Source organism: Streptomyces sp. NPDC059201, assembly GCF_042754585.1.
In the GTDB taxonomy this organism is placed as follows: Bacteria; Actinomycetota; Actinomycetes; order Streptomycetales; family Streptomycetaceae; genus Streptomyces.
On the sequence record NZ_JBHZBB010000001.1, the window covers coordinates 150,808 to 173,205 of the forward strand.

General features: G+C 73.1%; 16 protein-coding genes and 2 pseudogenes. 1 reads left to right on the forward strand and 17 read right to left on the reverse strand.

Annotation, left to right across the window (positions count from 1 at the left end; all coding sequences use genetic code 11):
* Window positions 1–80: 80 nt before the first annotated feature.
* Window positions 81–3,521, reverse strand: a complete 3,441-nt coding sequence (locus tag ACFXMG_RS00735) for a phosphocholine-specific phospholipase C (RefSeq protein ID WP_383813432.1) — start codon at window positions 3,519–3,521, stop codon at window positions 81–83.
* 567 nt (window positions 3,522–4,088) lie between these two features.
* Between ACFXMG_RS00735 and ACFXMG_RS00740 the strand changes: the two genes are divergently transcribed.
* The gene (locus ACFXMG_RS00740; protein ID WP_383813434.1) at window positions 4,089–4,520 is read left to right on the forward strand and encodes a VOC family protein; all 432 of its coding nucleotides are present in this window, start codon (window positions 4,089–4,091) and stop codon (window positions 4,518–4,520) included.
* A gap of 73 nt (window positions 4,521–4,593) precedes the next feature.
* Here ACFXMG_RS00740 and ACFXMG_RS00745 read toward each other — a convergent pair.
* The 16 genes and pseudogenes from ACFXMG_RS00745 to ACFXMG_RS00820 form a co-directional block, all read right to left on the reverse strand.
* Window positions 4,594–4,686 (reverse strand): annotated as a pseudogene (locus ACFXMG_RS00745) (IS5/IS1182 family transposase); the annotation flags it as partial.
* 228 nt (window positions 4,687–4,914) lie between these two features.
* The gene (locus ACFXMG_RS00750) at window positions 4,915–6,030 is read right to left on the reverse strand and encodes a S8 family serine peptidase (protein ID WP_383813436.1); all 1,116 of its coding nucleotides are present in this window, start codon (window positions 6,028–6,030) and stop codon (window positions 4,915–4,917) included.
* Between the two features lie 413 nt (window positions 6,031–6,443).
* Window positions 6,444–7,025, reverse strand: a pseudogene (locus ACFXMG_RS00755) (SMI1/KNR4 family protein); the annotation flags it as partial.
* Window positions 6,994–8,442 (reverse strand): alkaline phosphatase family protein, encoded by a 1,449-nt coding sequence (locus ACFXMG_RS00760; RefSeq protein ID WP_383813438.1) that lies wholly within the window; start codon window positions 8,440–8,442, stop codon window positions 6,994–6,996. The gene ACFXMG_RS00760 and the pseudogene ACFXMG_RS00755, both read right to left, overlap by 32 nt.
* Window positions 8,439–9,611, reverse strand: a complete 1,173-nt coding sequence (gene eboE / locus ACFXMG_RS00765) for a metabolite traffic protein EboE (RefSeq protein WP_383813440.1) — start codon at window positions 9,609–9,611, stop codon at window positions 8,439–8,441. The genes ACFXMG_RS00760 and eboE overlap by 4 nt, the downstream gene beginning before the upstream one ends.
* A gap of 15 nt (window positions 9,612–9,626) precedes the next feature.
* Complete coding sequence (locus ACFXMG_RS00770; RefSeq protein WP_383813442.1) at window positions 9,627–10,475, reverse strand: TatD family hydrolase; 849 nt, start codon at window positions 10,473–10,475, stop codon at window positions 9,627–9,629.
* Window positions 10,475–11,137: an EboA domain-containing protein gene (locus ACFXMG_RS00775; RefSeq protein WP_383813444.1), complete on the reverse strand. Its 663-nt coding sequence runs from the start codon at window positions 11,135–11,137 to the stop codon at window positions 10,475–10,477. The genes ACFXMG_RS00770 and ACFXMG_RS00775 overlap by 1 nt, the downstream gene beginning before the upstream one ends.
* Window positions 11,134–12,021, reverse strand: a complete 888-nt coding sequence (locus ACFXMG_RS00780) for a sugar phosphate isomerase/epimerase family protein (protein WP_383813446.1) — start codon at window positions 12,019–12,021, stop codon at window positions 11,134–11,136. The genes ACFXMG_RS00775 and ACFXMG_RS00780 overlap by 4 nt, the downstream gene beginning before the upstream one ends.
* Window positions 12,018–13,163 carry an SCO3242 family prenyltransferase gene (locus tag ACFXMG_RS00785; RefSeq protein WP_383813447.1) on the reverse strand — a complete coding sequence of 382 codons (1,146 nt, stop codon included), beginning with the start codon at window positions 13,161–13,163 and terminating at the stop codon, window positions 12,018–12,020. The genes ACFXMG_RS00780 and ACFXMG_RS00785 overlap by 4 nt, the downstream gene beginning before the upstream one ends.
* Window positions 13,160–14,311 (reverse strand): inositol-3-phosphate synthase, encoded by a 1,152-nt coding sequence (locus tag ACFXMG_RS00790; protein WP_383813448.1) that lies wholly within the window; start codon window positions 14,309–14,311, stop codon window positions 13,160–13,162. The genes ACFXMG_RS00785 and ACFXMG_RS00790 overlap by 4 nt, the downstream gene beginning before the upstream one ends.
* A gap of 162 nt (window positions 14,312–14,473) precedes the next feature.
* Window positions 14,474–15,481, reverse strand: coding sequence for a sugar phosphate isomerase/epimerase family protein (locus tag ACFXMG_RS00795; RefSeq protein ID WP_383813450.1), 1,008 nt, complete (start codon window positions 15,479–15,481; stop codon window positions 14,474–14,476).
* Between the two features lie 12 nt (window positions 15,482–15,493).
* Window positions 15,494–16,762: a Gfo/Idh/MocA family protein gene (locus ACFXMG_RS00800; RefSeq protein ID WP_383813452.1), complete on the reverse strand. Its 1,269-nt coding sequence runs from the start codon at window positions 16,760–16,762 to the stop codon at window positions 15,494–15,496.
* A 128-nt stretch (window positions 16,763–16,890) separates the two neighbouring features.
* Window positions 16,891–17,943 (reverse strand): substrate-binding domain-containing protein, encoded by a 1,053-nt coding sequence (locus tag ACFXMG_RS00805; RefSeq protein WP_383813453.1) that lies wholly within the window; start codon window positions 17,941–17,943, stop codon window positions 16,891–16,893.
* Between the two features lie 57 nt (window positions 17,944–18,000).
* Window positions 18,001–19,026 (reverse strand): ABC transporter permease, encoded by a 1,026-nt coding sequence (locus ACFXMG_RS00810; RefSeq protein ID WP_383813454.1) that lies wholly within the window; start codon window positions 19,024–19,026, stop codon window positions 18,001–18,003.
* Window positions 19,023–20,549, reverse strand: coding sequence for a sugar ABC transporter ATP-binding protein (locus ACFXMG_RS00815; RefSeq protein WP_383813456.1), 1,527 nt, complete (start codon window positions 20,547–20,549; stop codon window positions 19,023–19,025). The genes ACFXMG_RS00810 and ACFXMG_RS00815 overlap by 4 nt, the downstream gene beginning before the upstream one ends.
* Before the next feature lie 342 nt (window positions 20,550–20,891).
* Window positions 20,892–22,073 (reverse strand): ROK family protein, encoded by a 1,182-nt coding sequence (locus ACFXMG_RS00820; RefSeq protein ID WP_383813942.1) that lies wholly within the window; start codon window positions 22,071–22,073, stop codon window positions 20,892–20,894.
* Window positions 22,074–22,398 lie beyond the last annotated feature (325 nt).

Below are 22,398 nucleotides of genomic sequence, written 5' to 3' on the forward strand. Positions count from 1 at the left end.
ATTCCGGGCAGGGCCCGCGGTCACCCGATCGAGGCTCCCGTTCGGTCGACAGCCTCCGTGATCGGTAGGGCGACGGCTTCTCAGATGTCGGTGACCGGGGAGGCTCCCAGCCTGATGTTGTCCACGGCCCAGAACCAGTTGTTGCCCGCCTGGTGGACCCGGAAGCCCACCTTCGCCGTGCGCGCGTCGGCCGGGACCGGGAAGGAACAGGTGACGAGACGGTTCTGCTGGTCGCGGCCGCTGTTGGTGTTTCCGGACGGCGCGCTGGAGTAGTGCAGCACCCGAGAGGTGGCGCCGGTGTCGAAGTGCACGGTCACCTCGGCCTCCTGCGGGCTCTCCTGCCGGTAGTGGGAGTCGAAGCCCAGGTACAGCGTCGGGGTTCCCACCGGGATCGCGACCTCGGGCGTCATCAGCGTCGAATCGAAGGTGCCACGGCTGGACGGGCTGCCCGTGTCGTCCCAGTCGTCCGGGTCGGCGACGGCGACGACGCCCAGGGACCGGCCGAACGCGGCGCGTTCCTGGCCGGCCGGGAACCAGAACTGCCGGGACAGGAACGACCAGCCGTTGAGCTCCTCCGTGCCCTGCGGCATGCCGGCCGCGTTGGTGACCGTCCATCCCTCGGGCGCGGTCCGCGTCCAGCCCCGCAGCCCGGGACGGCTCAGGTCGGTGGCCGGGGCCAGCCGGTCGGTGAGGGACTCGAAGTTCTCGGCGAGCAGGTAGCCGGTCATCACCGGCCCCACGCGGGCGGCCAGCGCCGTCGTCTGCTCCACCGCCGCGCCGCCCGCGGTGCGTGCGCCGATGGTCGCCTTCAGCGTTGTCGACGTGCGGGCCGCTGATGCGGGCGCCGTGACCTGCCAGACCACCTTCACCGACGTGCGGGCCGGGACCGAGACCGGGGTGTCGGCGGCCGCCTCGGCGCGCCAGCCGTCCGGTATCGCCAGTGCCGCCGACAGGTCGGTGAGCGGGGCGTTGCCCGCGTTGGTGACGGTGGCGGTCACGGCCAGGGGCTGCTCCGGGTACAGCGCGCAGCCGTCGGTGTCGGGGGAGCTCGCCGGCGCGGTCAGGGTCAGGGTCACCGCGCGGGCGACCTCGGCCCGGACCCGGGCGTCCGCGACGCGCAGCAGGCCGTTGCCTTCGGCGCGGGCGGCGATGGTGAGGGGGGCGGTGGTGGCGTCGACCGCGGGGGTGACGGTGAAGCGCAGGTCGGTCGAGCCGCCGCCGGGCAGGCTCCGCGGGACCGGCCCGGAGGACTCGACCGTCCAGCCGGCCGGTGCCAGCAGCGATACCGCGAGGTCCCGCAGCCGGCCCGTCTCCTCGTTGTGTACGCGCACCGTCACCTCGGCGGGGCTGCCCTGCACGAGCGGGGCGGTCAGCGGAGGCAGCGGCTCCGGCAGGGTGAGCGCGGCGCTCAGCGCCGGCCCGGTCCCGATCGCCGGGTCGGTGGCGCCCGGTCCGCTGTCCGCGGGCCGGCCGGACATCCGCCGCAGGAAGCGCGGGTCGTCCTCGTCGAGGACGACGATGTCGTACCAGCCGTGGCGGGCGAGGGGTACGGATACGGTCCTCTTCCGGCCGGGCGCGAGCCGGACGGTGTGTACGCGGCCCTCTCCTCGCCGCGGATGGGTGGACTCCCCCACCAGGAGCGTGCGGATGCGCCCCGATGGGTTGCTGCACTCCACGTCCACGCTGCGGGCGTGGGCGCGCTCCACGACATGCGCCTCGGCGCCGGTGCCCGCGCCACGCAGTTCCCACAGCGCCCAGCCGGGGCCGTGCACCTGGAGGTCGTAGCCCTCGGGGCCGTAGGGCAGGCTGCCGGTGGTGCTGTCCCTGCCGGCGACGGTCCAGGCCCGCGGAGCGGTCCCGTCCCCCGGGTACGCGGTGATCGCGGCGGCCCGCCGCCCCTCGTTGCCGAGCGCCAGCCGCACCTCGGTGTCGGTGACGGTGGCGCGCAGCGAGAGCCGGTACGGGGACGGCCGGGTGGGGCGGACGCCGGGCTCCTGGACGGGCCGCGCCTGCGTCGAGGGCGGCACCGGATTCCAGCGGCCGATCGGTGCCGGGACCGCGCCGGGCTGCTTCACCTCGGGCTGCCGGTAGGCGCGGTCGAAGTCGAAGACGGAGGTCAAGTCGCCGAAGACGCTGCGCCGCCAGGCGCTGATGTTGGGTTCCTGGACCCCGGTCCACTTCTCCAGGAAGCGGATCACGGAGGTGTGGTCGAAGAGCTCGGAGTTCACGAACCCGCCGACCGTCCAGGGGGACACGACGGTCATCGGGACGCGCGGTCCGGGACCGACGGGGCGGCCGCCCACCCAGTCGTCGCCGTCGCCGGTGTCCGGCCTGGGCGCGGTGGGGGCGGGGACGTGGTCGAAGTAGCCGTCGTTCTCGTCGAAGTTGATGAACAGCGCGGTCTTCGACCAGGTCTTGGGGTCGGCGGCGATGGCGTCCAGCAAGTCGTAGACGAGCCCGGCGCTGCCGACGGGTGTGGAGGAGCCGGGGTGCTCGGACAGGGCGGCCGTGGGCACCACCCAGCTGACCTTGGGGAGGGTCCCGGCCTTGATGTCGGCCTTGATCCGGGTGAGCAGGGTGCCCGGTTCGGAGCGGTGGGCGCCGCGGAGGAACAGCCGGCGCTCGTCCTCGGGGAGGGCGTCGACCGCGGTACGGAACCGGGCGAGGTCCGCCTGCCGCTCAGTGGCGTTCTTCGCCCACAGCCGGTCGTAGAACTCCTCGGTGGTGGCGTAGGCGAACCCGGCGGCGGTGAGGATCTTCCGGCCGATCCGCTTCCACGGCTTGAAGTACTCCACCGCGTTGTCGGTGAAGTTGTCCCATTCCTGGTAGATCTGCCAGGAGACCCCGGCGGCCTCCAGACGCTCCGGGTAGGTGGTCCAGTCGTAGCCGGCGTGGCCGTAGGAGTACGCGGCGTTGGTGACGGCCCGGCCCCCGCCGCCTGGCTCGAACCCGGTGGTGCCGGTCCACAGATAGTTTCGGTTGGGGTTCGTGGAGCCGAAGACGGAGCAGTGGTAGGCGTCGCAGATGGTGAAGCGGTCGGCGAGTTCGTACTGGAGGGGGATGTCGCGCCGGTCGTAGTGAGCCATGGTGCTCTGGCCCTTGGCCGCGATCCAGTCGTTCCACCATCCGTTCGCGCGGGCCTGTACCCCGTCGGTGAAGCCGTGCGGCAGCGAGCCGAGGTACTGGATGTCGCTCTCGGGCCGTCCGGCGTCGAGGGCCGCCTGCCGCGCGGCGAACGGCAGGACGGCGGGCCCGCCGGAGCGGGGCTGCTCGAACACGCTCGTACCGTCGGGCAGGCGCAGCGCTCTGCTGTCGCCGAAGCCGCGGACGCCCCTGAGGGCACCGAAGTAGTTGTCGAAGGAACGGTTCTCCTGCATCAGCACGATGACGTGCTCGACGGCCCGCAGGCCACCGCGCGGCAAGGGGGCGGCCATGGCCGTCAGGAGGGAGGGCGGCAGGACGGAAAGAGCGGACCCTGCGGCGAGGGTGCCGAGGACCTTACGGCGTGAGAAGTCAGACATGCCGGGCAGGCTAGGACGTGGCACGGCGCCTCCAAAACCCGTCACGCCAGGGATTCGCTCACTGTTCACACCGGGGCCTTCTGCGAAATCCGCAGGTCAAGGCCGTGATCATGGGGAGGTGGTGGGCGTGCGGAGAAGGCGGTGGCGAGAGCGCGGGCCGAGCATCAGTAGAGCACGGGCAACGGGGCGGGGCTGGAACACGCCATCGCGGCTGGCGCCCGCATCGTCCGCGTCCCACTCGGCCCGACCGCGGCGGGGCCTCCCACCACGATTCCCCCTGTACGCGCTCTGCGAAGGCAGGGCCTGGCAACTGCTGCCGCTGGAGCTTGGGTTCGGCTGGGGGCAGACCTGCCGGCTGCTACTGGGCCGGTGGCAGAAGGCCTGATCTTTGGCGGTACGGGAGTTGCGGCTGGGGTCGCAGCGTCCCAGGTTCCTTTTGGGGAGGCACTGACCTCGGTTCACCCCTGTGACCGCACGACACAGCGGCGGGTAGCAGACGCCTCCTCCCGACATCGTGCGGACCTCCCGACCTGGGGAGATGAGCCGGGCCCCTGTTATCGTGCGCCGATGTCAACGATCAAACAGATCCAAGTGACCTTCGACTGCGCGGAGCCCGCGCGACTCGCCGCCTTCTGGTGCGAGGTGCTGGGGTACGTCGTACCGACCGTCCCGGAGGGCTTTGCCACGTGGGAGGAGTACCACCGCTCGCTGCCGCCCGAGGATGAGATCTACTTCGCGTGCGCTGATCCCTCGGGTGTGGGCCCGCGCTTGCTCTTCCAGCGAGTTCCCGAAGGCAAGGTCGTCAAGAACCGGGTGCATCTCGATGTGAGGGCCGGCGCCGGGCTCGTGGGTGAGGAGCGCCTGGCCACACTCGAGGCCGAATGCGCGCGGCTGATGGCACTTGGCGCGACACACGTACTGACGCAGCACGCCGATGGCGTCAACGAGTCGTGCATCACGATGCAGGACATCGAAGGCAACGAGTTCTGCCTCACCTGATGCTCCTCCGAGACTGCGAGGTGGGGACCCGCCTCCGGTCCGGGGACCTCTCAGGTCCCGCATGCGGCAGGCGTCAGCCCGTGAGAGCGAGGTTGTGTCGGCGGGCAACGCCGTGCGTCGCGTGGCGTACACCCTCGCTTCTCAAGCGGCAGTCGCGAAGGAACCGCGCCCCGTCGCCGTCCTCATCGCGGGCTGAGTCGCCGCCCTACCAGGCGGAACGCCTGCCGGTTTCGGAGTCATCTGTCGGCAGGCGGCTGCCGTGCATGCGGCAGGCCCGCCCGAGGGAGCCCTCTGGGGCGGGCCTGCCGCATTGAGCAGAGAGCGCCGAGCCCTGCGGCCAGCGGTACTGCTGACTCCGGTTTCAGTCCCGGAGTTCTTCCCGCACCGGACCACGTCAGCCGGAGCGGCGCCTACGTCTCACTCCCCACACGGCCGCGCCTGTGAGGGCCAGGGCGGCGGCCGCGCCGGCTACGAGGAGGACCGGCGTGTTCGACCGTGTAGCGCTCGCCGTGGTGGGAGCCGGCTTCGGGGTGGGGGCCGACGACGGGGTCGACTTCGGAGTCTGGGCCGGAGTCGGGGGTGGCGTGGTCGGCACGTAGTTGACCGGCCGGATGAACTTCGGCATCTCGCCGTGGTCCGGCGGGCCCGGGTTGCCCAGCCCCCGGTTGATGTGCGCGCCGGGGCGGGCGATGCCGTAGCCGAGGTAGTTGCTGACTGTGCCGGGCTCCCATCCCTCCCCGCGGGCCGCCGAGTCGTACATGACGCGCAGGACTTGGGACCCTGTCCAGTCGGGGTGAAGGGACCAGATGAGGGCGGCGGTGGCCGAGGCGAGGGCGGCGGAGGCGTGGGTGCCGCCCCCGTCGGGGCAGTAGCGCTGGAAGGAGGCGTCGCACCAGCGGGGGATGTTCGTTCCGGGCGCCGAGATGTTCACGTCGTCACCGTGCTGGGAGAAGTCGGCGACCTTGCCCTCCGGCGTGGTCGACGCGACGCTCACGACCTCTAGGTACCGTGCCGGGGCGAGCGGCTTGTTGCCCTTCTTGGCGTTGTCGCCGCTACCGGCGAAGACCAGGACGTCCTTGGCCAGGGCGTCTTGCAGGGCGTAGTTCTGTCCGGTCAGGCCGGAGCCGATGGCGTACTGGTTGCCGAGTGAGATGGTGATGATCTTCGCGTCGCGTTCCAGGGCCATTCTGATGGCCTGGTCGAGGTGGTCGTAGATGCTGGGCAGTTCGTCGTGCTTCAGCATGGGCACGCGAATCGGGATGATCTTGGCGCCGGGGGCGAGGCCCTGTAGACCACCGCCCTTGCCTGTTCCCGCGATCAGCTCGGCGGTGGTGGTCCCCTGGCCGCTTCGGTCACTGGTGTCGGGGCCGCCGCCTTCGGGGATGGACGCGTCCCGCCCGGGCAGGACCTGGCCCTTGAGGGAGGGTGTCGAGGGGTTCACTCCCGAATCGATGACGGCGATCTTGATTCCTTCGCCCGTCGTCTTCTTCCAGATCTTGTCGACGTCCATGCGGTCGAGGTACCACTGTCGGTTCCTGGCTCCGTCCGCGTGAGCCAAGGGAGTCTGAGCGACTAGCCCTGTTGCCACTACCAGGGCGATGACGAAAGCACGCCCCCACGCGTCATGACGTCGAGCGAAGACGGCCGGCCGTCGCCCATGCGATCCGTCGTCGGGTTTCAGGAAGGATGCCATGCACCCGATTGGATCACGACGTTCCGGGTTCGGTTCCAGCGAGTCCGCCAGGACGGGAGAAGGAGCGCGCGAAGAGCAAGTCGCGCTGTCCCGGAGCCGCGTTACCGCGACGCCGGGCTTCATCGAGTTCCTCGTCAGCGAGGTGCTCTGGCACCTGAGCAGCGTCGCTGGTGCTTCTGACCAGCGGAGCCGGCGCTCCAGGCCGCTTCTTCCCGATCACCCCGCGCGGTATCGGCGAACCAGGGGCGGCCCTGGGCCCAGTGGGTCACCCATCCGGTGAAACCGGAGGTGCCGGGCATCAGGGAAGCAGGCGGGGTGCCGAAGGGGAGGGCGCCGTTCTCGTCGGTCAGCCAGACGTGACCGCGCTGCGGGCCGGTGACGATCAGGTGCCAGTACATGGCGCAGCCGTCGGCGCCGAGCAGCAGCGAGCCGTGGCTGGACATGGCGTCCCACAGAGCCTCGGTCTCCTCCTCCGGCAGTTCCTCCCCATCTTCCTCCCCGTTCCACGCGGTCGTGAACGGGGACGGCTCGGCGAGAACGCGCTCCGAGCCGTCCGTGTGCCAGTCATCGGGGATGTCTGTGAGGGGCAGCAGGCCGTAGTACGGCGGGCCGGTAGGCAGGCCGTCGCAGACCTCCGCCACGAAGGTGCGGTACGGCTCCGGCAGGACGATGCCGTGCTCCGCCTCGAAGGACCGCACCGCCTCTGCCGGTTGCCCCGGTGACCAACACGTCGCAGTCGCTTCTGTGAGCCGACCGCGAAGCCTCGGACAGAGATGTGGATCACGAGGAGACCGACACCTTGCCGGCCGGATGCGGGCTGTTCGGGGGTGTTCTGGCCAAGGTCAGGAGCAGTGCCTTCACCTCTGTGGCCGGCAGGCGGTCGTGGACCGCGCCTGGGGTCGAGCACAGGACGAGGGGGGCTTCCTCGTCGTTCGTGGGGAGGCGGCCGTGGCTGCCGCGGATGGGGGTGGGATCCGTGGGGACCACGGCTAGGCGGTAGCGCATGCCGAGCTTCTTGCGGGCGAGGGCGGCTGCTGCCTTGACGCGTACGTAGGGGTCCTCGGGGTCCATGAGGAGTTCGGCGGGGTCGTAGCCGGGCTTGCGGTGGATCTCGACGAGCTGCGCGAAGTCGGGGGCACTGGCGTCGTCGAGCCAGTAGTAGTACGTGAACCACGCGTCCGGCTCCGCGACGGCGACGAGTTCGCCGGAGCGCGGGTGGTCGAGGCCGTGGGCCTTCTTGCCGTCGCTGTCGAGGAGCTGGTCGACGCCGGGCAGGGCGGCGAGGGCTTCGCGCGCGGCGGAGACGTCCTCGGGCCTGCGGACGTACACGTGGGCGAGCTGGTGGTCGGCGACCGCGAAGGCTCGGGAGGCGGCCGGGTCGAGGTACTCCATGCCGTCCTGGGTGTGGACCTCCAGGAGTCCGGCGCGGCGCAGGGCGCGGTTGATGTCGACGGGACGGTGCACGCGGGTGATGCCGTACTCGGACAGCGCCACGACCGTGCGCCCTTCACGGCGGGCGTCCTCCAGGAGCGGGCCGATGACGGTGTCGAGTTCGGCGGCGGCCCGGTACGCGCGCGGGTCGTCGGGGCCGTAGCGCTGGAGGTCGTAGTCGAGGTGGGGCAGGTAGCACAGGGTGAGGTCGGGGCGGCGGGTGCGCATGATGTGCCGGGTGGCGTCGGCGATCCAGCGGCTGGAGACGAGGTCGGCGCCGGGGCCCCAGAAGCGGAAGAGGGGGAAGGTGCCCAGCAGCTCGGTGAGTTCGTCGTGGAGCGCCGGCGGGCGGGTGTAGCAGTCGGGTTCCTTGCGCCCGTCGGCGTAGTACACGGGACGGGGGGTGACGGTGATGTCGGTGTCCGCGCCCATCGCGTACCACCAGCAGATGTTGGCGACGGTGTAGTCGGGCCAGGTGCGGCGGGCCGCGTCCCAGACGCGGTCGCCGGTGACGAGGGCGTTGTGCTGGCGCCAGAGCAGGACGTCGCCGAGTTCGCGGAAGTACCAGCCGTTGGCGACGATGCCGTGTTCCGAGGGGAGCGTGCCGGTGAGGAAGGTGGTCTGGGCGGTGCACGTGACGGCCGGCAGGACGGTGGTGAGCGGGGCGTGCGAGCCGGAGGCGGCGAGGGCCCGCAGGTTCGGCATGTGGGCGAGGAGGCGGGGGGTGAGACCGACGACGTCCAGGACGAGCAGCGGGGTGGGGCGGTCGGTCGTCGCGGCGGCGGCGGGGGCGGTCATGGGAGCTCCTTGAGGCCGAGGTCGGTCAGGAGGGCGCGGGCCAGGGTGAGTTCGGCGGCGATGCCGTCGTGGAGTCGGGCCCGCGTGCGCGGCCGCAGTGCGGGTGGGAGGGCCTGCCAGGTGTACGTCTCGACCTCCAGGTGGCGGGTGCGGGGGACGGCGCCGCCGACGAGCAGCGCCAGGGTCTCTTCGAGGACCGGCAGCGTGGAGGTGAGCGGCGGGGCGGGCCGCGCGTGCAGGGGGACGTGGAAGTGGGCGCGCCAGGGGCTCGTGTCGGGGAGGGCGGCTCCGGCGAGGGCTTCGTCGAGGTCGTCGGTGCCGCGCCGGCCTTCGGGGGTGAGGGCGCGGGTCTGGTGGAGGAAGCGGGGTTCGACGTAGGCCGCGAGCGCCTCCCGCACGGCGGGGAGGTGCGGGTGCTCGGCGTGGAGGGCCGCGGAGAGCTGGGCTTTGGGGAGGGGGACGCCCGCCGTGTGGAGGGCGGCGAGCGCGGCGGATGGGTCCTCGAAGGAGGTGGCGAGGTGGCAGGTGTCGACGCAGACGCCGATGCGGTGCGGCGCCCCGACGGCGCTGAGGGGGGCGATGGCGTCGGTGGTCGTCTCCACGACGCACCCGGGCTCGGGTTCGAGCGCCACGCGGAGGGACTTCCCGGTCAGTTCCTCCAACGCGTCGAGCCGTTCCGCGAGCGTGGCGAGGGCCGCTCGGCAGGCTTCGGCCCGGGCGGGGCCGAAGTCCGTGCGCCAGCCGAGGGGCAGGGTGGAGATCGTGCCCTCGGTGACGTCGTCCGGCAGGAGGGCCGCGAGGAGGCGGGCCAGGTCGGTGGTGTGGGCGAGCCTGGCGGGATGGGCCCAGTCCGGCTCGTACACGCGATACTTGACCTCCTCTCCGCCGAAACCCTCGTACGGGAAGCCGTTGAGCGTGACGACCTCCAGGCCACGGCGGTCCAGCTCGGCCCGCAGGCCCCGCAGAGCGCCGGGGTCGTCGACGAGGGCGCGGGCCGCGGGCCTGGCGAGCCAGAGTCCGATGCCGAGTCGGTCGCGGCCGAGTCTCCGGCGGACGGGTTCGCAGTGGTCGCGGAGCTGGGCGAGGACGCCGTCGAGGGTTTCGGCCGGGTGGACGTTGGTGCAGTAGGAGAGGTGGACGACGGAGCCGTCGGCGTGGCGGAAACGCATCACTGGCCCGCCTCCTCATTCCCCGCCGCGCAGGACGGAGTTGCCCTCGTGGGTGCCGTGCGCCGGTGGTACGCCGAGGGCGAGGCGGCCGCTGATCCCGTAGAAGGCGACGGGGTTACGCCACAGGACCAGGTCCACGTCGTCCTCGCCGAATCCCGAGGCGAGCATCGCGTCGGCGACCCGGCGGGTCTTGAGCGGGTCGCTCCTCCCCCAGTCCGCGGCCGAGTTGACGAGCACCTTCTCCGGCCCGTAGGCGCGCAGGAGCGCGACCATCCGGTCCTCGTCCATCTTGGTGTCCGGGTAGACGGAGAACCCGAGCCAGCAGCCGCTCTCCTTCGCCTCCTCCACCGTCGTCTCGTTGAGGTGGTCGAGCAGCACGTGGTCGGGCGGCAGCGCCGATTCCCGTACGACGTCGATGGTGCGGCGCAGCCCGGCGAGCTTGTCGCGGTGCGGGGTGTGGACGAGGGCGGGCAGCCCGTGGTCGGCGGCGAGCTGGAGCTGGGCGGCGAGGGCGGTGTCCTCGGCGGGGGTCATCGCGTCGTAGCCGATCTCGCCGACGGCGACCACGGAGTCCTTGACGAGGTAGCGGGGCAGGACGTCGAGGACGGGGACACAGCGGGGGTCGTTCGCCTCCTTGGGGTTGAGCGCGAGGGCGCAGTGATGCGCGATGCCGTACTGGGCGGCCCGGTACGGCTCCCAGCCGAGGAGCGCGTCGAAGTAGTCGAGGAAGCTGGCCGGGGAGGTGCGCGGCTGGCCGAGCCAGAAGGCGGGCTCGACCAGGGCGCGGACCCCGGCGGCGTACATGGCCTCGTAGTCGTCGGTGGTGCGGGAGGTCATGTGGATGTGCGGGTCGAAGATGCGCATCAGCACTCCTCCGGGGGCTGGTGGGGGTCTTGCGCGGCCAGGGCGAGGACGTGGTGCAGGTCGTCGGGGACGGGGCGGCCGGCGGCGGTGCGCTCGGCGGCGTGGTCGGCGAGCATGCGGGCCAGGTCGGTGTCGCCGCGGGCGCGCCGGGGCAGGTCGGCGACGGCGCTGACGGGGACCTGGGTGAAGAGGCACTTGAGGACGGCGTGCCGCCACGCGTGCTGGTCGAGGTGGGCCGCCGCGTAGGGGCCGACTGCGGCGGCGACGAGCCGTGCGTCGTGGGTGCGCAGGGCGTCCTCGACGAGGGGCAGGGCGTGGGGGCCGGTGAGGAGGTGCGGCAGGGCGTGGAGCACGGCGCGGCGTTCGGCGGCGCTGCCGTGGTGGTAGAGCCGCGCGAGGTCCTCCGGGTCGGGCCGGGCCGCCGCGAGGAGGAGGGTGCGGGCGGCGTCGGCGTGCTCGGCCCCGCAGGTGCGTCCGGCGGCGGCGAACCGGAGTTCCCAGGCGGGGGCGGTTCCGGGAGGGTCGGTCGCGGACGGGTCGCCACCGGCCCGTTCCGCCTCGGCGAGGGCGTCGTCCAGCCAGGCGCGGGCCGCCGGGGGAAGCCGCGTGCGGAGGGCGGCGCGCAGGCGAGGGAGGGGGTCCTGGGGCGGGGTCGCGTTCACGCGGTCAGCGGTCCTTTCGGGTGCCTGGCGCGGAGGAAGGACAGGGAGGAGCGGGCGAGTTCGGGGCCCGCGTGGGAGTGGCGCGGGAGTTCGACGACGGTGAGGCCGCGGTATCCGGTGGCGGCGAGGGCGTCGAGGACCGGGGGGAAGTCGATCTCGCCGTCGCCGAACGGAAGGTGCTCGTGGACGCCGCGCCGCATGTCCTCGATCTGGACGTGGCGCAGCCATGGGGCCGCTTCCCGGACGCGGTCGGCGATCGGGGCGGGTTCCAGGCATTGGCAGTGGCCGATGTCGAGCGTGAGGCCGAGGGCGGCGGGGCTCCCGAGGAGGGCACGGAGGTGGTGGAAGTCGGCGAGGGTGGCGAGGAGATGGCCGGGTTCGGGTTCGATCGCGAGCGGTACGCCCGCGGCGTCGGCCGCTTCGACCACCGGGGTGAGAGTGGCCGCGAGACGTGCCCACGCGGCGTCCGGGTCGGTCCCCGGCGGGGTGGGCCCGCTGAAGCAGTGCACGGCGTGGGCGTCGAGGTCGGCGGCGGTACGCACGGCGGTGAGGAGCAGCCGGACACGCGCCGCGCGGGCCTCCGGGTCGGGGTCGAGCAGGGAGGGGCCGTGCTTGCGGCGCGGATCGAGGACGTAGCGGGCGCCGGTCTCGACGGTGACGGTGAGGCCGAGGGAGCCCAGTCGGCGCGCCACGCGCGCGGTGCGGGCGGCCAGGTCGGGGGCGAGGGGGTCGAGGTGCATGTGGTCGAGGGTGAGACCGACGCCGTCGTAGCCGAGGTCGGCGAGCAGGCCGAGGGCGTCGTCCAGTCGGAGGTCGGTCAGCCCGTTGGTGCCGTACCCGTAACGGAGGGGGAGGGTGGTGGCGGAGGTACGGGGCTCGGTCATGTGGGGCTGACCTTTCGCGCGAGGCGGCGGGCCACCGGCGCGAGGCCGAGCAGGGCCAGGCCCGCGACGGGCGATCCGGAGCGGGCGGCCAGCACGGCCTGGAGGGGGATCATGGCCCGGACACCGCCACCGACCGCGCGCTGTGTGAGGTGAGGGGACGGGTTCAGGACGGCGTGGAGGAGAGGGCCGGCGGCGGTGGTGAGGTAGGTGCCGGCCATGATCACCGCGACCCGGTCCGACGCGATGCGGCGGTGGCGGGCTGGTGAAGGGGCGGACCCGAGGGTGGGCGGCGCGGCGTCCGACCGCAGGGTCGCGCTGGGGAGCCGGCGCGCGGTGCCGGGCCGGTCGCGGCCGGCAGTGGTACGCAGTCGGGTGCGGCGTCCCGCGCCGGGCGGGGGCGGCGCGGAGCCGGGCAGGTGCGGCGCGGAGCCGGCGGTGAGGATGCCGAGGAGTACCGCCGCCGCGAGGGCGCCCGCCGGAGCCGCGGTGGAGCCGCCTTCGGCTTCGTGCCGGGAGACGGCGGTGACGGCGTAGGTGTGCGCGGCCAGGGCCGCGGCGGACGGCGCGGCGGCGGCCAGGACGTCGATCCCGGCCCGCCCGCCGCCCGCCGTCGCACCGGTTCGTGCCGGGCCCGGCGCCGCGGGGCGGGTCTCCCGCGCCCGCCCCGCGGAGGCCGTCGCGAGGGCGCCGAGGAGGACGTCCAGGCCGCGGGCGGCGGCCATCGCGGCCGGGCCGGCGGCCGTGTGTTTGAGGCGGAGGTCGTAGGCCCAGACCGTCGCGGCCAGTGCCGAGGCGACGGCCAGCGCGGGCCGTCCCGCACGGGAGGCGAGGGCGAGGCCGGTGGCGGTGAGGAGGCCGGCCGCGCCGAGGGCGGCGGCCGGGGCGACGCGGCCCGAGGGCAGGGGCCGCCGCGGGCGTTCGACGGCGTCGACGTGCCGGTCCGACCAGTCGTTGAGCGCCATGCCCGCCTCGTACAGGCAGACGGAGGCGCCGACGGCCCACGCGGTTCCCCGGCCGGGCGTCAGTCCGGCGGCCGCCGCGCCCGCGAGGGCGTCACCGGGGACGCTGGGCAGCGCCGACACCCGCAGCAGCTCGCCCCACGCCCGTACCGTCCCCGGGCGCGGCAGCGGGAGGCCGGTCATCGGGCCCCGTCCCGGAGCCGGCCGGCGAAGGCGAGGAGCGCGTCGAACTGCGCGGCCAGGGCGGCGGGGCCGCCGTCCGGATCCTTGAAGTAGAAGCCGAGTTCGGGACGGGGCCCGGTGAGGCCGATCTCGTGCGCGCGGGCGACGAACCGGGCCAGGTCCAGGACCAGGGGGGCGGCGAGGGCCGAGTCGCAGCCCTGCCAGATGGTCTGGAGGATCATGCGGGAGCCGAGGAATCCGTCGAAGGCGACGTGGTCCCAGGCTGTCTTCCAGTCGCCGAGGGCCGGGACGTCGTCGATGTGGACGGTGCCCTCGACACCGGGGCCGAGGGTGTCGGCGAGGACCCGTTCCTTGCCCGCGTTCTTCGCCGCGGCGGCGGCCGGGTCGGCCAGCGTGGCGCCGTCTCCCCCGCCGAGCAGGTTGGTGCCGGACCAGGCGCGCACGGCCAGCGCCCGCTGCACGAACATCGGGGCGAGGACGGAACGGAGCAGCGTCTGGCCGGTCTTGCCGTCGCGGCCCGCGTGCGGGACGGCGCTCGCGGCGACGGCGTCGGCGAGGGCGGGGGCGAGCAGGCCGGTGGAGGGGGTGAAGTTGACGTAGGGGCAGCCGGCGCGGAGCGCGGCGGCGGCGTAGAGCGCGCTCGGCGGGAGGCGGGGGGCGTCCGGGTCCGGGAGCGGCTCCGTGGAGGCGACGTGGACGACGACGACGCGTGCGAGGGCGTGGCGGGTGCGGAACTCGGCGAGGTCGTCGGTGAAGCGGGTGATCAGTTCCTCGTCGCTGCGGCGGTCGCCGGGCAGCGGGCCGCCGGTCCGTATCTCCGCGTCCGCGGCGGCCAGTTCGGCGTGGACGACACGGGTGAGGCCGGTGGGCAGAACGCCGGCCGTGGTGAGGTCCTCGGCGCGTTTCGGCAGCGGGCAGTCGGAGGTGTCGTGGCCGCCGAAGACGAGGGTGCCGAGGGGAGGCAGCCCGGCGTCCGCGAACGGCGGGGTCTCGGTGACCATGCCGGTCGGCGGGTGGAGTCCGGTGGTGACGGCGGCGCAGCCGGCGACGGCCGTGGTCGCCACCGAGCCACGAGCCCCGACGAACCAGACTCCGGTACGTCCGCGCGGGTCGTCGGCCGGTGTTCTCTGAGCGTTCCCGTGGTGCACGGGCTGCCTCCCTGACCTGTGGGGGTGTCGCTGGGGTGGAGACGGCGGGCGGGGGGTACGGCGCCTCCCCACCCGCCGTCGCTCATGGGGGCCCCGCGTGCGCGGCGTCGCACGGCGGAGCCCGTAACGCGGAGCCCGTACGGCGGAGCCCGTACGGTGGAGCTACTCGCCCCGGCCCGAGAAGGCCGCGTCGAAGGTGGCGCTCGGCGGGTCGAAGTCGAAGCGCTTGAGATGGGCGAGCGCCTCCGGCGCGCCCGCGAGCCGGTCCATGCCCGCGTCCTCCCACTCGACGGATATCGGGCCGGAGTAGCCGATGGAGCGCAGCATCCGGAAGACGTCCTCCCAGGGGACGTCTCCGTGGCCGGCGGAGACGAAGTCCCAGCCCCGGCGCGGATCGCCCCAGGGCAGGTGTGAGCCGAGCCGGCCGTTGCGCCCGTCGAACCGGGTACGGGCCTCCTTGCAGTCGACGTGGTAGATCCGGTCGCGGAAGTCGTAGAGGAAGCCGACCGGGTCGAGGTCCTGCCAGACGAAGTGGCTGGGGTCGAAGTTGAGTCCGAAGGCGGGCCGGTTGCCGACGGCTTCCAGGGCTCGCTTCGTGGTCCAGTAGTCGTAGGCGATCTCGCTCGGGTGGACCTCGTGGGCGAAACGGACACCCTCCGCGTCGAAGACGTCGAGGATCGGGTTCCAGCGCTCGGCGAAGTCCTCGTAGCCGCGCTCGATCATGTGCTCGGGGACGGGCGGGAACATGGCCACGAGGTGCCAGATCGAGGAGCCGGTGAAGCCGACGACGGTGTCGACGCCGAGAGCCGCGGCGGCACGGGCGGTGTCCTTCAGTTCGGCGGCGGCGCGGCGGCGCACGCCCTCCGGTTCGCCGTCGCCCCAGATCCGGGCGGGGAGGATGGCCTGGTGGCGTTCGTCGATGGGGTGGTCGCAGACGGCCTGGCCCACGAGGTGGTTGGAGACGGCCCAGCACCGCAGGCCGTACTTCTCCAGGAGTGCGCGCCGCCCGTCGACGTACGCCGGGTCCGCGAGCGCCTTGTCGACCTCGAAGTGATCGCCCCAGCAGGCGAGTTCCAGGCCGTCGTAGCCGAAGTCGCGCGCCAGCGCGCAGACTTCCTCCAGGGGCAGGTCGGCCCACTGGCCGGTGAACAGGGTGAACGGTCGGGGCATGGTTTCTCCTCCTCAGACCTGGGCCTCGGTGCGGGCGGTGCCGGACGCCACGCCCGTCCCGGGCGGCGGCGAAAGCGCGGGGCGGGTCACGGGTACGGGCGTGTAGACGGCGTTCCTGGCGGCGCTCTCCTCCACCGCCGCCAGGACCCGCTGCACCTGGAGGCCGTCGGCGAACGACGGCGAGGGGTCGGCGCCCGCGGCGATGGCCATGACCAGGTCACGGGCCTGGTGGGCGAAGGTGTGCTCGTAGCCGAGGACGTGACCGGGCGGCCACCACGCGTCCAGGTAGGGGTGGTCGGGTTCGGTGACGAGGATGCGGCGGAAACCCGCGAGGGCGGCCGGCTCCTGATGGTCGTGGAAGAGCAGCTCGTTCAGGCGCTCCAAGTCGAAGGCGAGGGAGCCGAGTTCGCCGCTGATCTCCAGGCGCAGGGCGTTCTTGCGCCCGGGGGCCATGCGGCTCGCCTCGAAGGTCGCCAGCGCGCCGGAGGCGAGCCGGCCGGTGAAGACGGCCGCGTCGTCCACCGTGACGGGGCCGCGACCGGCTCCGCCGGACGCGCTCAGTCCGGCGGAGACGCCCGCGAGCAGGGGACGCTCCTTGACGAAGGTCTCCAGTTGCGCCGAGACCCCGACCAGCGGCTCCCCCGCCAGAAACTGTGCGAGGTCGACGATGTGGGCCCCCAGGTCGCCGAGGGCGCCGGAGCCCGCGTGCTGCCGCTCCAGTCGCCACGTCAGCGGGAAGTCCGGGTCCACGAGCCAGTCCTGAAGGTACGTCAGGCGTACGTGGCGCAGCGGGCCGATCCGTCCTTCCTCGACGAGCCGGCGGGCGAGGGCGATCGCGGGGACGCGCCGGTAGTTGAACCCGACCATCGCCACCTGGCCACGGCTCCTGGCCCGTTCGGCGGCGGCCGCCATCGCCTCGGCCTCGGCCACGGTGTTGGCGAGCGGCTTCTCGCACAGCACGTGCTTGCCGGCGTCGAGCGCCGCGATGGCGATCTCCGCGTGCCGGTCGCCCGGGGTGCAGATGTCGACGAGCTGGACGTCGTCGCGGGCGATGAGGCGCCGCCAGTCGGTCTCGGCGGCCGCCCAGCCGTGGCGTGCCGCCGCCGCGTGCACGGCGGCGCGGTCCCGGCCGGCGACGGCGGCGAGGGCGGGACGCAGCGGCAGGTCGAAGACGCGGCCGGCGGTGCGCCATCCCTGGGAGTGGGCGGCGCCCATGAACGCGTACCCGATCAGGCCGACGCCGAGTGTCGGCGGCGCGGTCTCGCTGTCCCTGTGTTCCATGGGTCTCCTCTCGCGGTACCGGCCTCGGCGGCCGGTGGAGCAGTCGGCTCCGTGGTGCTCGGGAGCCGGGTTCCCGGGCGGGGGCGGCCGTGCGGCCGCCGGCCCGCCCGGCGGCGGCGCGCGGGCCGTCAGTTGAAGCCGGTGGGCAGGTAGTCGCCGACGTTGTCCTTGGTGACGACGGCCGAGTAGAGGGTCACCGACGAGGGGATCTCCAGTTCGGCCATGCCGCCGATGCCCTTGCCCTGTCCGAGCGCGCGGGCCAGGTCGATGGCGGAGGCCGCCATCGTCGGCGGGTAGAGGACGGTGGCCTTGAGGACGCCGTCGTCGGCCTTGATGGCGTCCATGGCGGACTTGGCTCCGGCGCCGCCCACCATGAGGAAGTCCTTGCGACCGGCCTGGGCGATGGCGCGGAGGGCGCCGACGCCCTGGTCGTCGTCGTGGTTCCACAGCGCGTCGAACTGGGGCTGGGCCTGGAGCAGTTGGGCCATCTTGGCCTGGCCCGACTCGACGGTGAACTCGGCGGCCTGGCGGGCGACCTTGGTGATGTTGGGGTAGTTCTTCAGGGCGTCGTCGAAGCCCTGGGAACGCTGCTTGGTCAGTTCGAGGTTGTCCAGGCCGGCGAGTTCCACGACCTTGGCGTTCGGCTTGTCCTTGAGCTGTTCCCCGATGTAGCGGCCGGCGTTGAGACCCATGCCGTAGTTGTCGCCGCCGATCCAGCAGCGGTACGCCTGCGGGGAGCCGAAGACGCGGTCGAGGTTGACGACGGGGATGCCGGCGGCCATGGCCTGGAGGCCGACCTGGGTGAGGGCCTTGCCGTCGGCCGGGAGGATGACGAGGACGTCGACCTTCTTGTTGATGAGGGTCTGGATCTGGCCGATCTGGGCGGCGGTGTCGTTGGAGCCCTCGGTGATCTCCAGGGTGACGTCGGCGTACTTCTTCGCGCGGTCCCTGGCGTTCTGGTTGATGGCGTTGAGCCAGCCGTGGTCGGCCTGCGGACCGGCGAAGCCGATGGTGACGGGCTTGCCGGGCTTGTCGTCCGCGACGGGCGCGTTGCCGGCGGCGCTGGGGGCGGCCTGGTTCTTGGGCTCGTTGCTGGTACAGGCCGTGAGGAGCGCTCCGGCGGAGACGGCGGCGGAGCCGAGGAGCAGTCCTCTGCGGCTGGGGATGGGGAACTCGGGCATGGCGGATCGACCTCCGGGAGGGGCGGGGCGGGGGGTGCGGGTGGGTACGGCCGGGAGTCAGTCGTCGCGCAGCGTGCGGCGCTGGACGAGGACGGCGGCCACGATGATCGCGCCCTTGGCGATCTGCTGGACGGCGCTCTCCAGGTTGTTCAGGGCGAAGATGTTGGTGATCGTCGTGAAGATGAGGACGCCGAGGACCGAGCCGACGATGGTGCCGCGGCCGCCGCTGAGGAGGGTGCCGCCGATGATGGCGGCGGCGATGGCGTCCAGCTCGTACAGGTTGCCGTTGGTGTTCTGCCCGGAGCCGGCGAGGACGATGAGCATGAAGGCGGCGATGCCGCAGCACAAGCCCGACAGGAGGTAGAGGGAGAGGCGCTGGCGGCGGACGTCGATGCCGGCGAGGCGGGCGGCCTCCGCGTTGCCGCCGACGGCGACCGTGCGTCGCCCGAAGGTGGTGCGGTTGAAGACGAGCCAGCCGACGACCGTGACGGCGGCGAAGACGAGGACGAGCGGTGGGACGCCGAGGATGTAGGCGTCCTTGATGCCGAGGTCGAGGACGGAGTCGACGGTGACGAGCTGTGTCTTGCCGTCCGTGAGCTGGAGGGCGAGGCCGCGGGCGGAGGCGAACATCGCGAGGGTGGCGATGAAGGGAACCATGCCGCCGTACGCGACGAGTACGCCGTTCACGAGTCCGCAGCCGACGCCGACGGCGACGGCGGTGAAGAGGATGCCGGCGAAGCCGTATTCCTGGGTGGCGACGGTCGTGGCCCATACGGAGGCGAGGGCGACGATCGCGCCGACGGACAGGTCGATGCCTCCGCTGGTGATGACGAAGGTCATGCCGACGGTCACGACGCCGATGACGGACGCCTGGGTGAGGACGAGCTGGAGGTTGCTGGTGGCGAGGAACTCGGCGGGTCTGGTAAACCCTCCGACGGCCACCAGGACGGCGAGGACTCCGAGGAGGGAGAGGCTGCGGAGGTCGGGGCGGAAGACCGGAGGCCGGAGCGCGGAGGTCTTCCCGCCCGGTGCGGCGGGGGCGGGGGGTGCTTCCCGTCCCGCCGGGGTGGCCGAGTGCGTCATGCCGTCGGGCTTCCTTCCATCACGAGGTCGAGTACGCGGTGCTCGTCCAGCTCGCGGGCGTCGGTGCTGTGCACGACGGTGCCCTCGCGGAGCACCAGGACGCGGTCGGCCAGGCCGAGGACCTCAGGCACTTCGCTGGAGACGAGGAGGACGGCCAGGCCGTCGTCGGCGAGCCGCCGGATGACGGCGTACAGCTCGGCGCGGGCGCCGATGTCCACGCCTCGGGTCGGTTCGTCGAGGAGCAGCACCTTGCAGCCCCGGAGCAGCCACCGGGCGAGGACGGCCTTCTGCTGGTTGCCGCCGGAGAGGGTGCGGACACGGGCGTCGGGGTTGTCGGGCCGCAGGGAGAGCGCGCGGGTCGCGTGCCGGGCCGCCGTCCGTTCCTCCCGCCGGTCGAGCCAGCCGCCCCGCGCGAAGCGGGAGAGCGTGGAGAGAGTGACGTTGCGGGTGACGGACTCCATCGACAGCAGGGCCTGCGCCTTGCGTTCCTCCGGGGCCAGGCCGATGCCGGCGCGGACGGCCGCGGGGACGCTGCCGAGCCGCAGCGGCACCCCGTCGACCAGTATCCGGCCCGCGGTCGGCCGCCGTGCGCCGTACACCGTCTCCAGGATCTCGCTGCGTCCCGAGCCGACGAGTCCGGCCAGGCCGACGATCTCCCCCGGGCGCAGCTCCAGGTCGAGGGAGGCGAACTCGCCCTCGCGCGCCAGGCCCTCGACGCGCAGGACGGGCTCCGCGCCGAGCGGCCGGGCCGTCCTGTCCGGGCGCTCGGGGAAGACGTACTCCACGGCGCGGCCGGTCATCAGGCGGACGACCTCGTCCGTGGAGGTGGTCTTCGCGGGGAGTCCGCCGGCGACGGTCCGGCCGTCCTTGATGACGGTGACACGGTCTCCGATCCGGCGGATCTCCTCCAGGCGGTGGGAGATGTAGACGACGGCGACGCCCTCGGCGGTCAGGTCCTCGACCGTGCGGAAGAGGTTGTCGACCTCCTCCGGGTCGAGGGCGGCGGACGGTTCGTCCATGACGATGAGGCGGACCTCGTGCGAGAGCGCGCGGGCCATCGAGACGATCTGCCGCTGGGCGGCGGAGAGTTCGCCGACCGTGCGGGCCGGGTCGATCTCGTCGTGGCCGAGCCGGCGGAGGAGTCCGGCGGTCGCCTCGCGGGCGGCGCCGGCCCGGACGACGAACCCCGCGGTGGTGGGTTCGTGGCCGAGGAAGACGTTCTCGGCGACGGACAGCCCTTCGACCAGGTCGAGTTCCTGGTAGATGGTGGCGATCCCGAGACGCATCGCGGCGATCGGGGAGGCGGGAGCCACCTCCTCGCCGCGCCAGGTGATCCGCCCTCCGTCGGGCTGGTGGGCGCCGGCGAGGACCTTGATCAGCGTGGACTTCCCGGCACCGTTCTGACCGAGAACGCAGTGGACCTCTCCGGACCGGACCTCCAGGTCCACGCCGTCCAGGGCACGGACGCCAGGGAACGACTTGGTGATGCCGGACATGGTGAGCAGGGGTGGTTCTGGTGCCATGACGATTCCTCGGCGGGTACGGCCGTGAACGGGCGGGGCGGAGGGAGCGGGGGGGCGGGGCGGGGCGGGGCGGGGCGGGGCGCGTGAGAGTACGCAGCGCGCAGGAGCGCCGTGCGGGTTGCGGGTTGCGGGTTGCGCTGCGCGGAGCGCGGGTGTGACGGAGCGTCACACGGGTCCGCGCGGGAGCGGGCTATGTGCGGGGGCTGCGGTGCGCTTGGTACCGGTGCTGCCGTGTGGCGGTGCCGTGTGGCGGTGCTGTGTGGCGGTGCTGTGTGGCGGTGCTGTGTGGTGGTGCTTGTACGGGCCCGATCCAGCGGTCCGGCGGGTCGCCGGACGGCGGGGTCAGGCCGGGGAGAACAGGTGGTCGCTGATAAGGCGGGCCGCGCCGATCACGCCGGCGGTCGAGCCCAGCTCACCGAGGACGATGGGGAGGTTCCTGGTCGCCAGGGGCAGGGAGCGCCGATAGACCTGGGTGCGCACGCTGGCCAGCAGCGTGTGGCCGAGGCCGGTGACGCCGCCGCCGATGACGACCATCCCGGGATTGAAGGAGTTGACGAGTCCGGCGATGACCTGGCCCACCCGGTCCCCACCCGCGCGGATGAGGTCGAGCGCGACCTGGTCGCCCGCGGCGGCGGCCGCGGCCACGTCCGCCGCGGTGAGCTTGCCGACGGATTCCAGGCGCGTGGCGAGCTCGACCGAGCCGCCCGTGCGCGCCGCGTCCTCGGCGTCCCGGGCCAGCGCTGAGCCGCTGAAGTGGGCTTCCAGACAGCCCCGGTTGCCACAGCCGCAGGCCCGGCCGTCCGGGTCGACCTGGATGTGCCCGATGTCGCCGGCGCTGCCGGTCGTGCCGCGGTGGACCTCGCCGCCGAGGACGATGCCGCAGCCGATTCCCGTACCGATCTTGACGTACAGGAAGTCGGCGACGGACCGGGCGACGCCGGCGTGCTGCTCCCCCACCGCCATCAGATTGGCGTCGTTGTCGACCATGACGGGGCAGCCGAGGTCCTGGCTGAGGGCCTCGCGGACGGGGAATCCGTCCCAGCCGGGCATGATCGGGGGCGCCACGGGGACGCCCTCGGGGAAGCGGACCGGGCCGGGCACTCCGATGCCGGCGCCGTCCAGCCCGTCGGCCAGTCCGAGTGACTTGAGCTTGGCGACCATCGACAGCACCTGTTCGAAGACCGCGACGGGGCCTTCGCGCACGTCCATCGAGTGGTTGAGGTGGCCCAGGACCTCCAGTTCGGCGTTGGTCACGGCGACGTCGATCGAGGTCGCGCCGATGTCCACGCCGAGGAAGCGAAGGCCGGGGGTGAGGCGGATGTTGTGCGAGCGGCGCCCGCCGCGCGAGGCGGCGAGACCGTCCGCCACGACGAGCCCCGTCTCCAGAAGCCGGTCGACCTCGACCGCGAGCTTGGACCGGGAGAGGTCGACCAGATCACCGAGCTGGGCGCGGGAGTGGGGGCCGCCGTCGCGCAACAGGCGCAGCAGCCGAGCCTGGTGTGCGTTGCCGGGCCGAGCCGTCATGCGTCGCATGTGCCCTCCTCCCCTGGTGTCCGGCGGCGGCCCCGCGGGCGTCCCGGTGAGGGGATGGTCCGTGAGGTCCGTCTGCTTTCGAGGGGAACGTAGCAGTCGGGTTCCGAAGGGGGAAGAACTTGCGCAGAAGTCCGGTGAGACTTTTCCCGAAGTGAGGACAAAGGAGCCCACGGCCCGTGGATATCCCCACTGTTGACCCCGGCCGTGGGCCGCGCCGGCGCTGGCCCCGGCCGGCCCGTGCCGGCCCATCCCCACCCCCCACCGCCCGGGCGGGGGGGGGGCCGCCGGGGGGGGTGGCCGGGTGGGCGGGGCCCAG

What these genes read in the sequence shown, in the direction of transcription:
- ACFXMG_RS00740 (WP_383813434.1), top strand. Translation starts at nt 4,089, where the DNA reads ATGTCAACGATCAAACAGATCCAAGTGACCTTCGACTGCGCGGAGCCC.
- ACFXMG_RS00780 (WP_383813446.1), bottom strand. Translation starts at nt 12,021, where the DNA reads ATGACCGAGCCCCGTACCTCCGCCACCACCCTCCCCCTCCGTTACGGG.
- ACFXMG_RS00785 (WP_383813447.1), bottom strand. Translation starts at nt 13,163, where the DNA reads ATGACCGGCCTCCCGCTGCCGCGCCCGGGGACGGTACGGGCGTGGGGC.
- ACFXMG_RS00750 (WP_383813436.1), bottom strand. Translation starts at nt 6,030, where the DNA reads ATGGACGTCGACAAGATCTGGAAGAAGACGACGGGCGAAGGAATCAAG.
- ACFXMG_RS00810 (WP_383813454.1), bottom strand. Translation starts at nt 19,026, where the DNA reads ATGACGCACTCGGCCACCCCGGCGGGACGGGAAGCACCCCCCGCCCCC.
- ACFXMG_RS00795 (WP_383813450.1), bottom strand. Translation starts at nt 15,481, where the DNA reads ATGCCCCGACCGTTCACCCTGTTCACCGGCCAGTGGGCCGACCTGCCC.
- ACFXMG_RS00770 (WP_383813442.1), bottom strand. Translation starts at nt 10,475, where the DNA reads ATGCGCATCTTCGACCCGCACATCCACATGACCTCCCGCACCACCGAC.
- ACFXMG_RS00820 (WP_383813942.1), bottom strand. Translation starts at nt 22,073, where the DNA reads ATGACGGCTCGGCCCGGCAACGCACACCAGGCTCGGCTGCTGCGCCTG.
- eboE (WP_383813440.1), bottom strand. Translation starts at nt 9,611, where the DNA reads ATGCGTTTCCGCCACGCCGACGGCTCCGTCGTCCACCTCTCCTACTGC.
- ACFXMG_RS00760 (WP_383813438.1), bottom strand. Translation starts at nt 8,442, where the DNA reads ATGACCGCCCCCGCCGCCGCCGCGACGACCGACCGCCCCACCCCGCTG.
- ACFXMG_RS00800 (WP_383813452.1), bottom strand. Translation starts at nt 16,762, where the DNA reads ATGGAACACAGGGACAGCGAGACCGCGCCGCCGACACTCGGCGTCGGC.
- ACFXMG_RS00805 (WP_383813453.1), bottom strand. Translation starts at nt 17,943, where the DNA reads ATGCCCGAGTTCCCCATCCCCAGCCGCAGAGGACTGCTCCTCGGCTCC.
- ACFXMG_RS00815 (WP_383813456.1), bottom strand. Translation starts at nt 20,549, where the DNA reads ATGGCACCAGAACCACCCCTGCTCACCATGTCCGGCATCACCAAGTCG.
- ACFXMG_RS00735 (WP_383813432.1), bottom strand. Translation starts at nt 3,521, where the DNA reads ATGTCTGACTTCTCACGCCGTAAGGTCCTCGGCACCCTCGCCGCAGGG.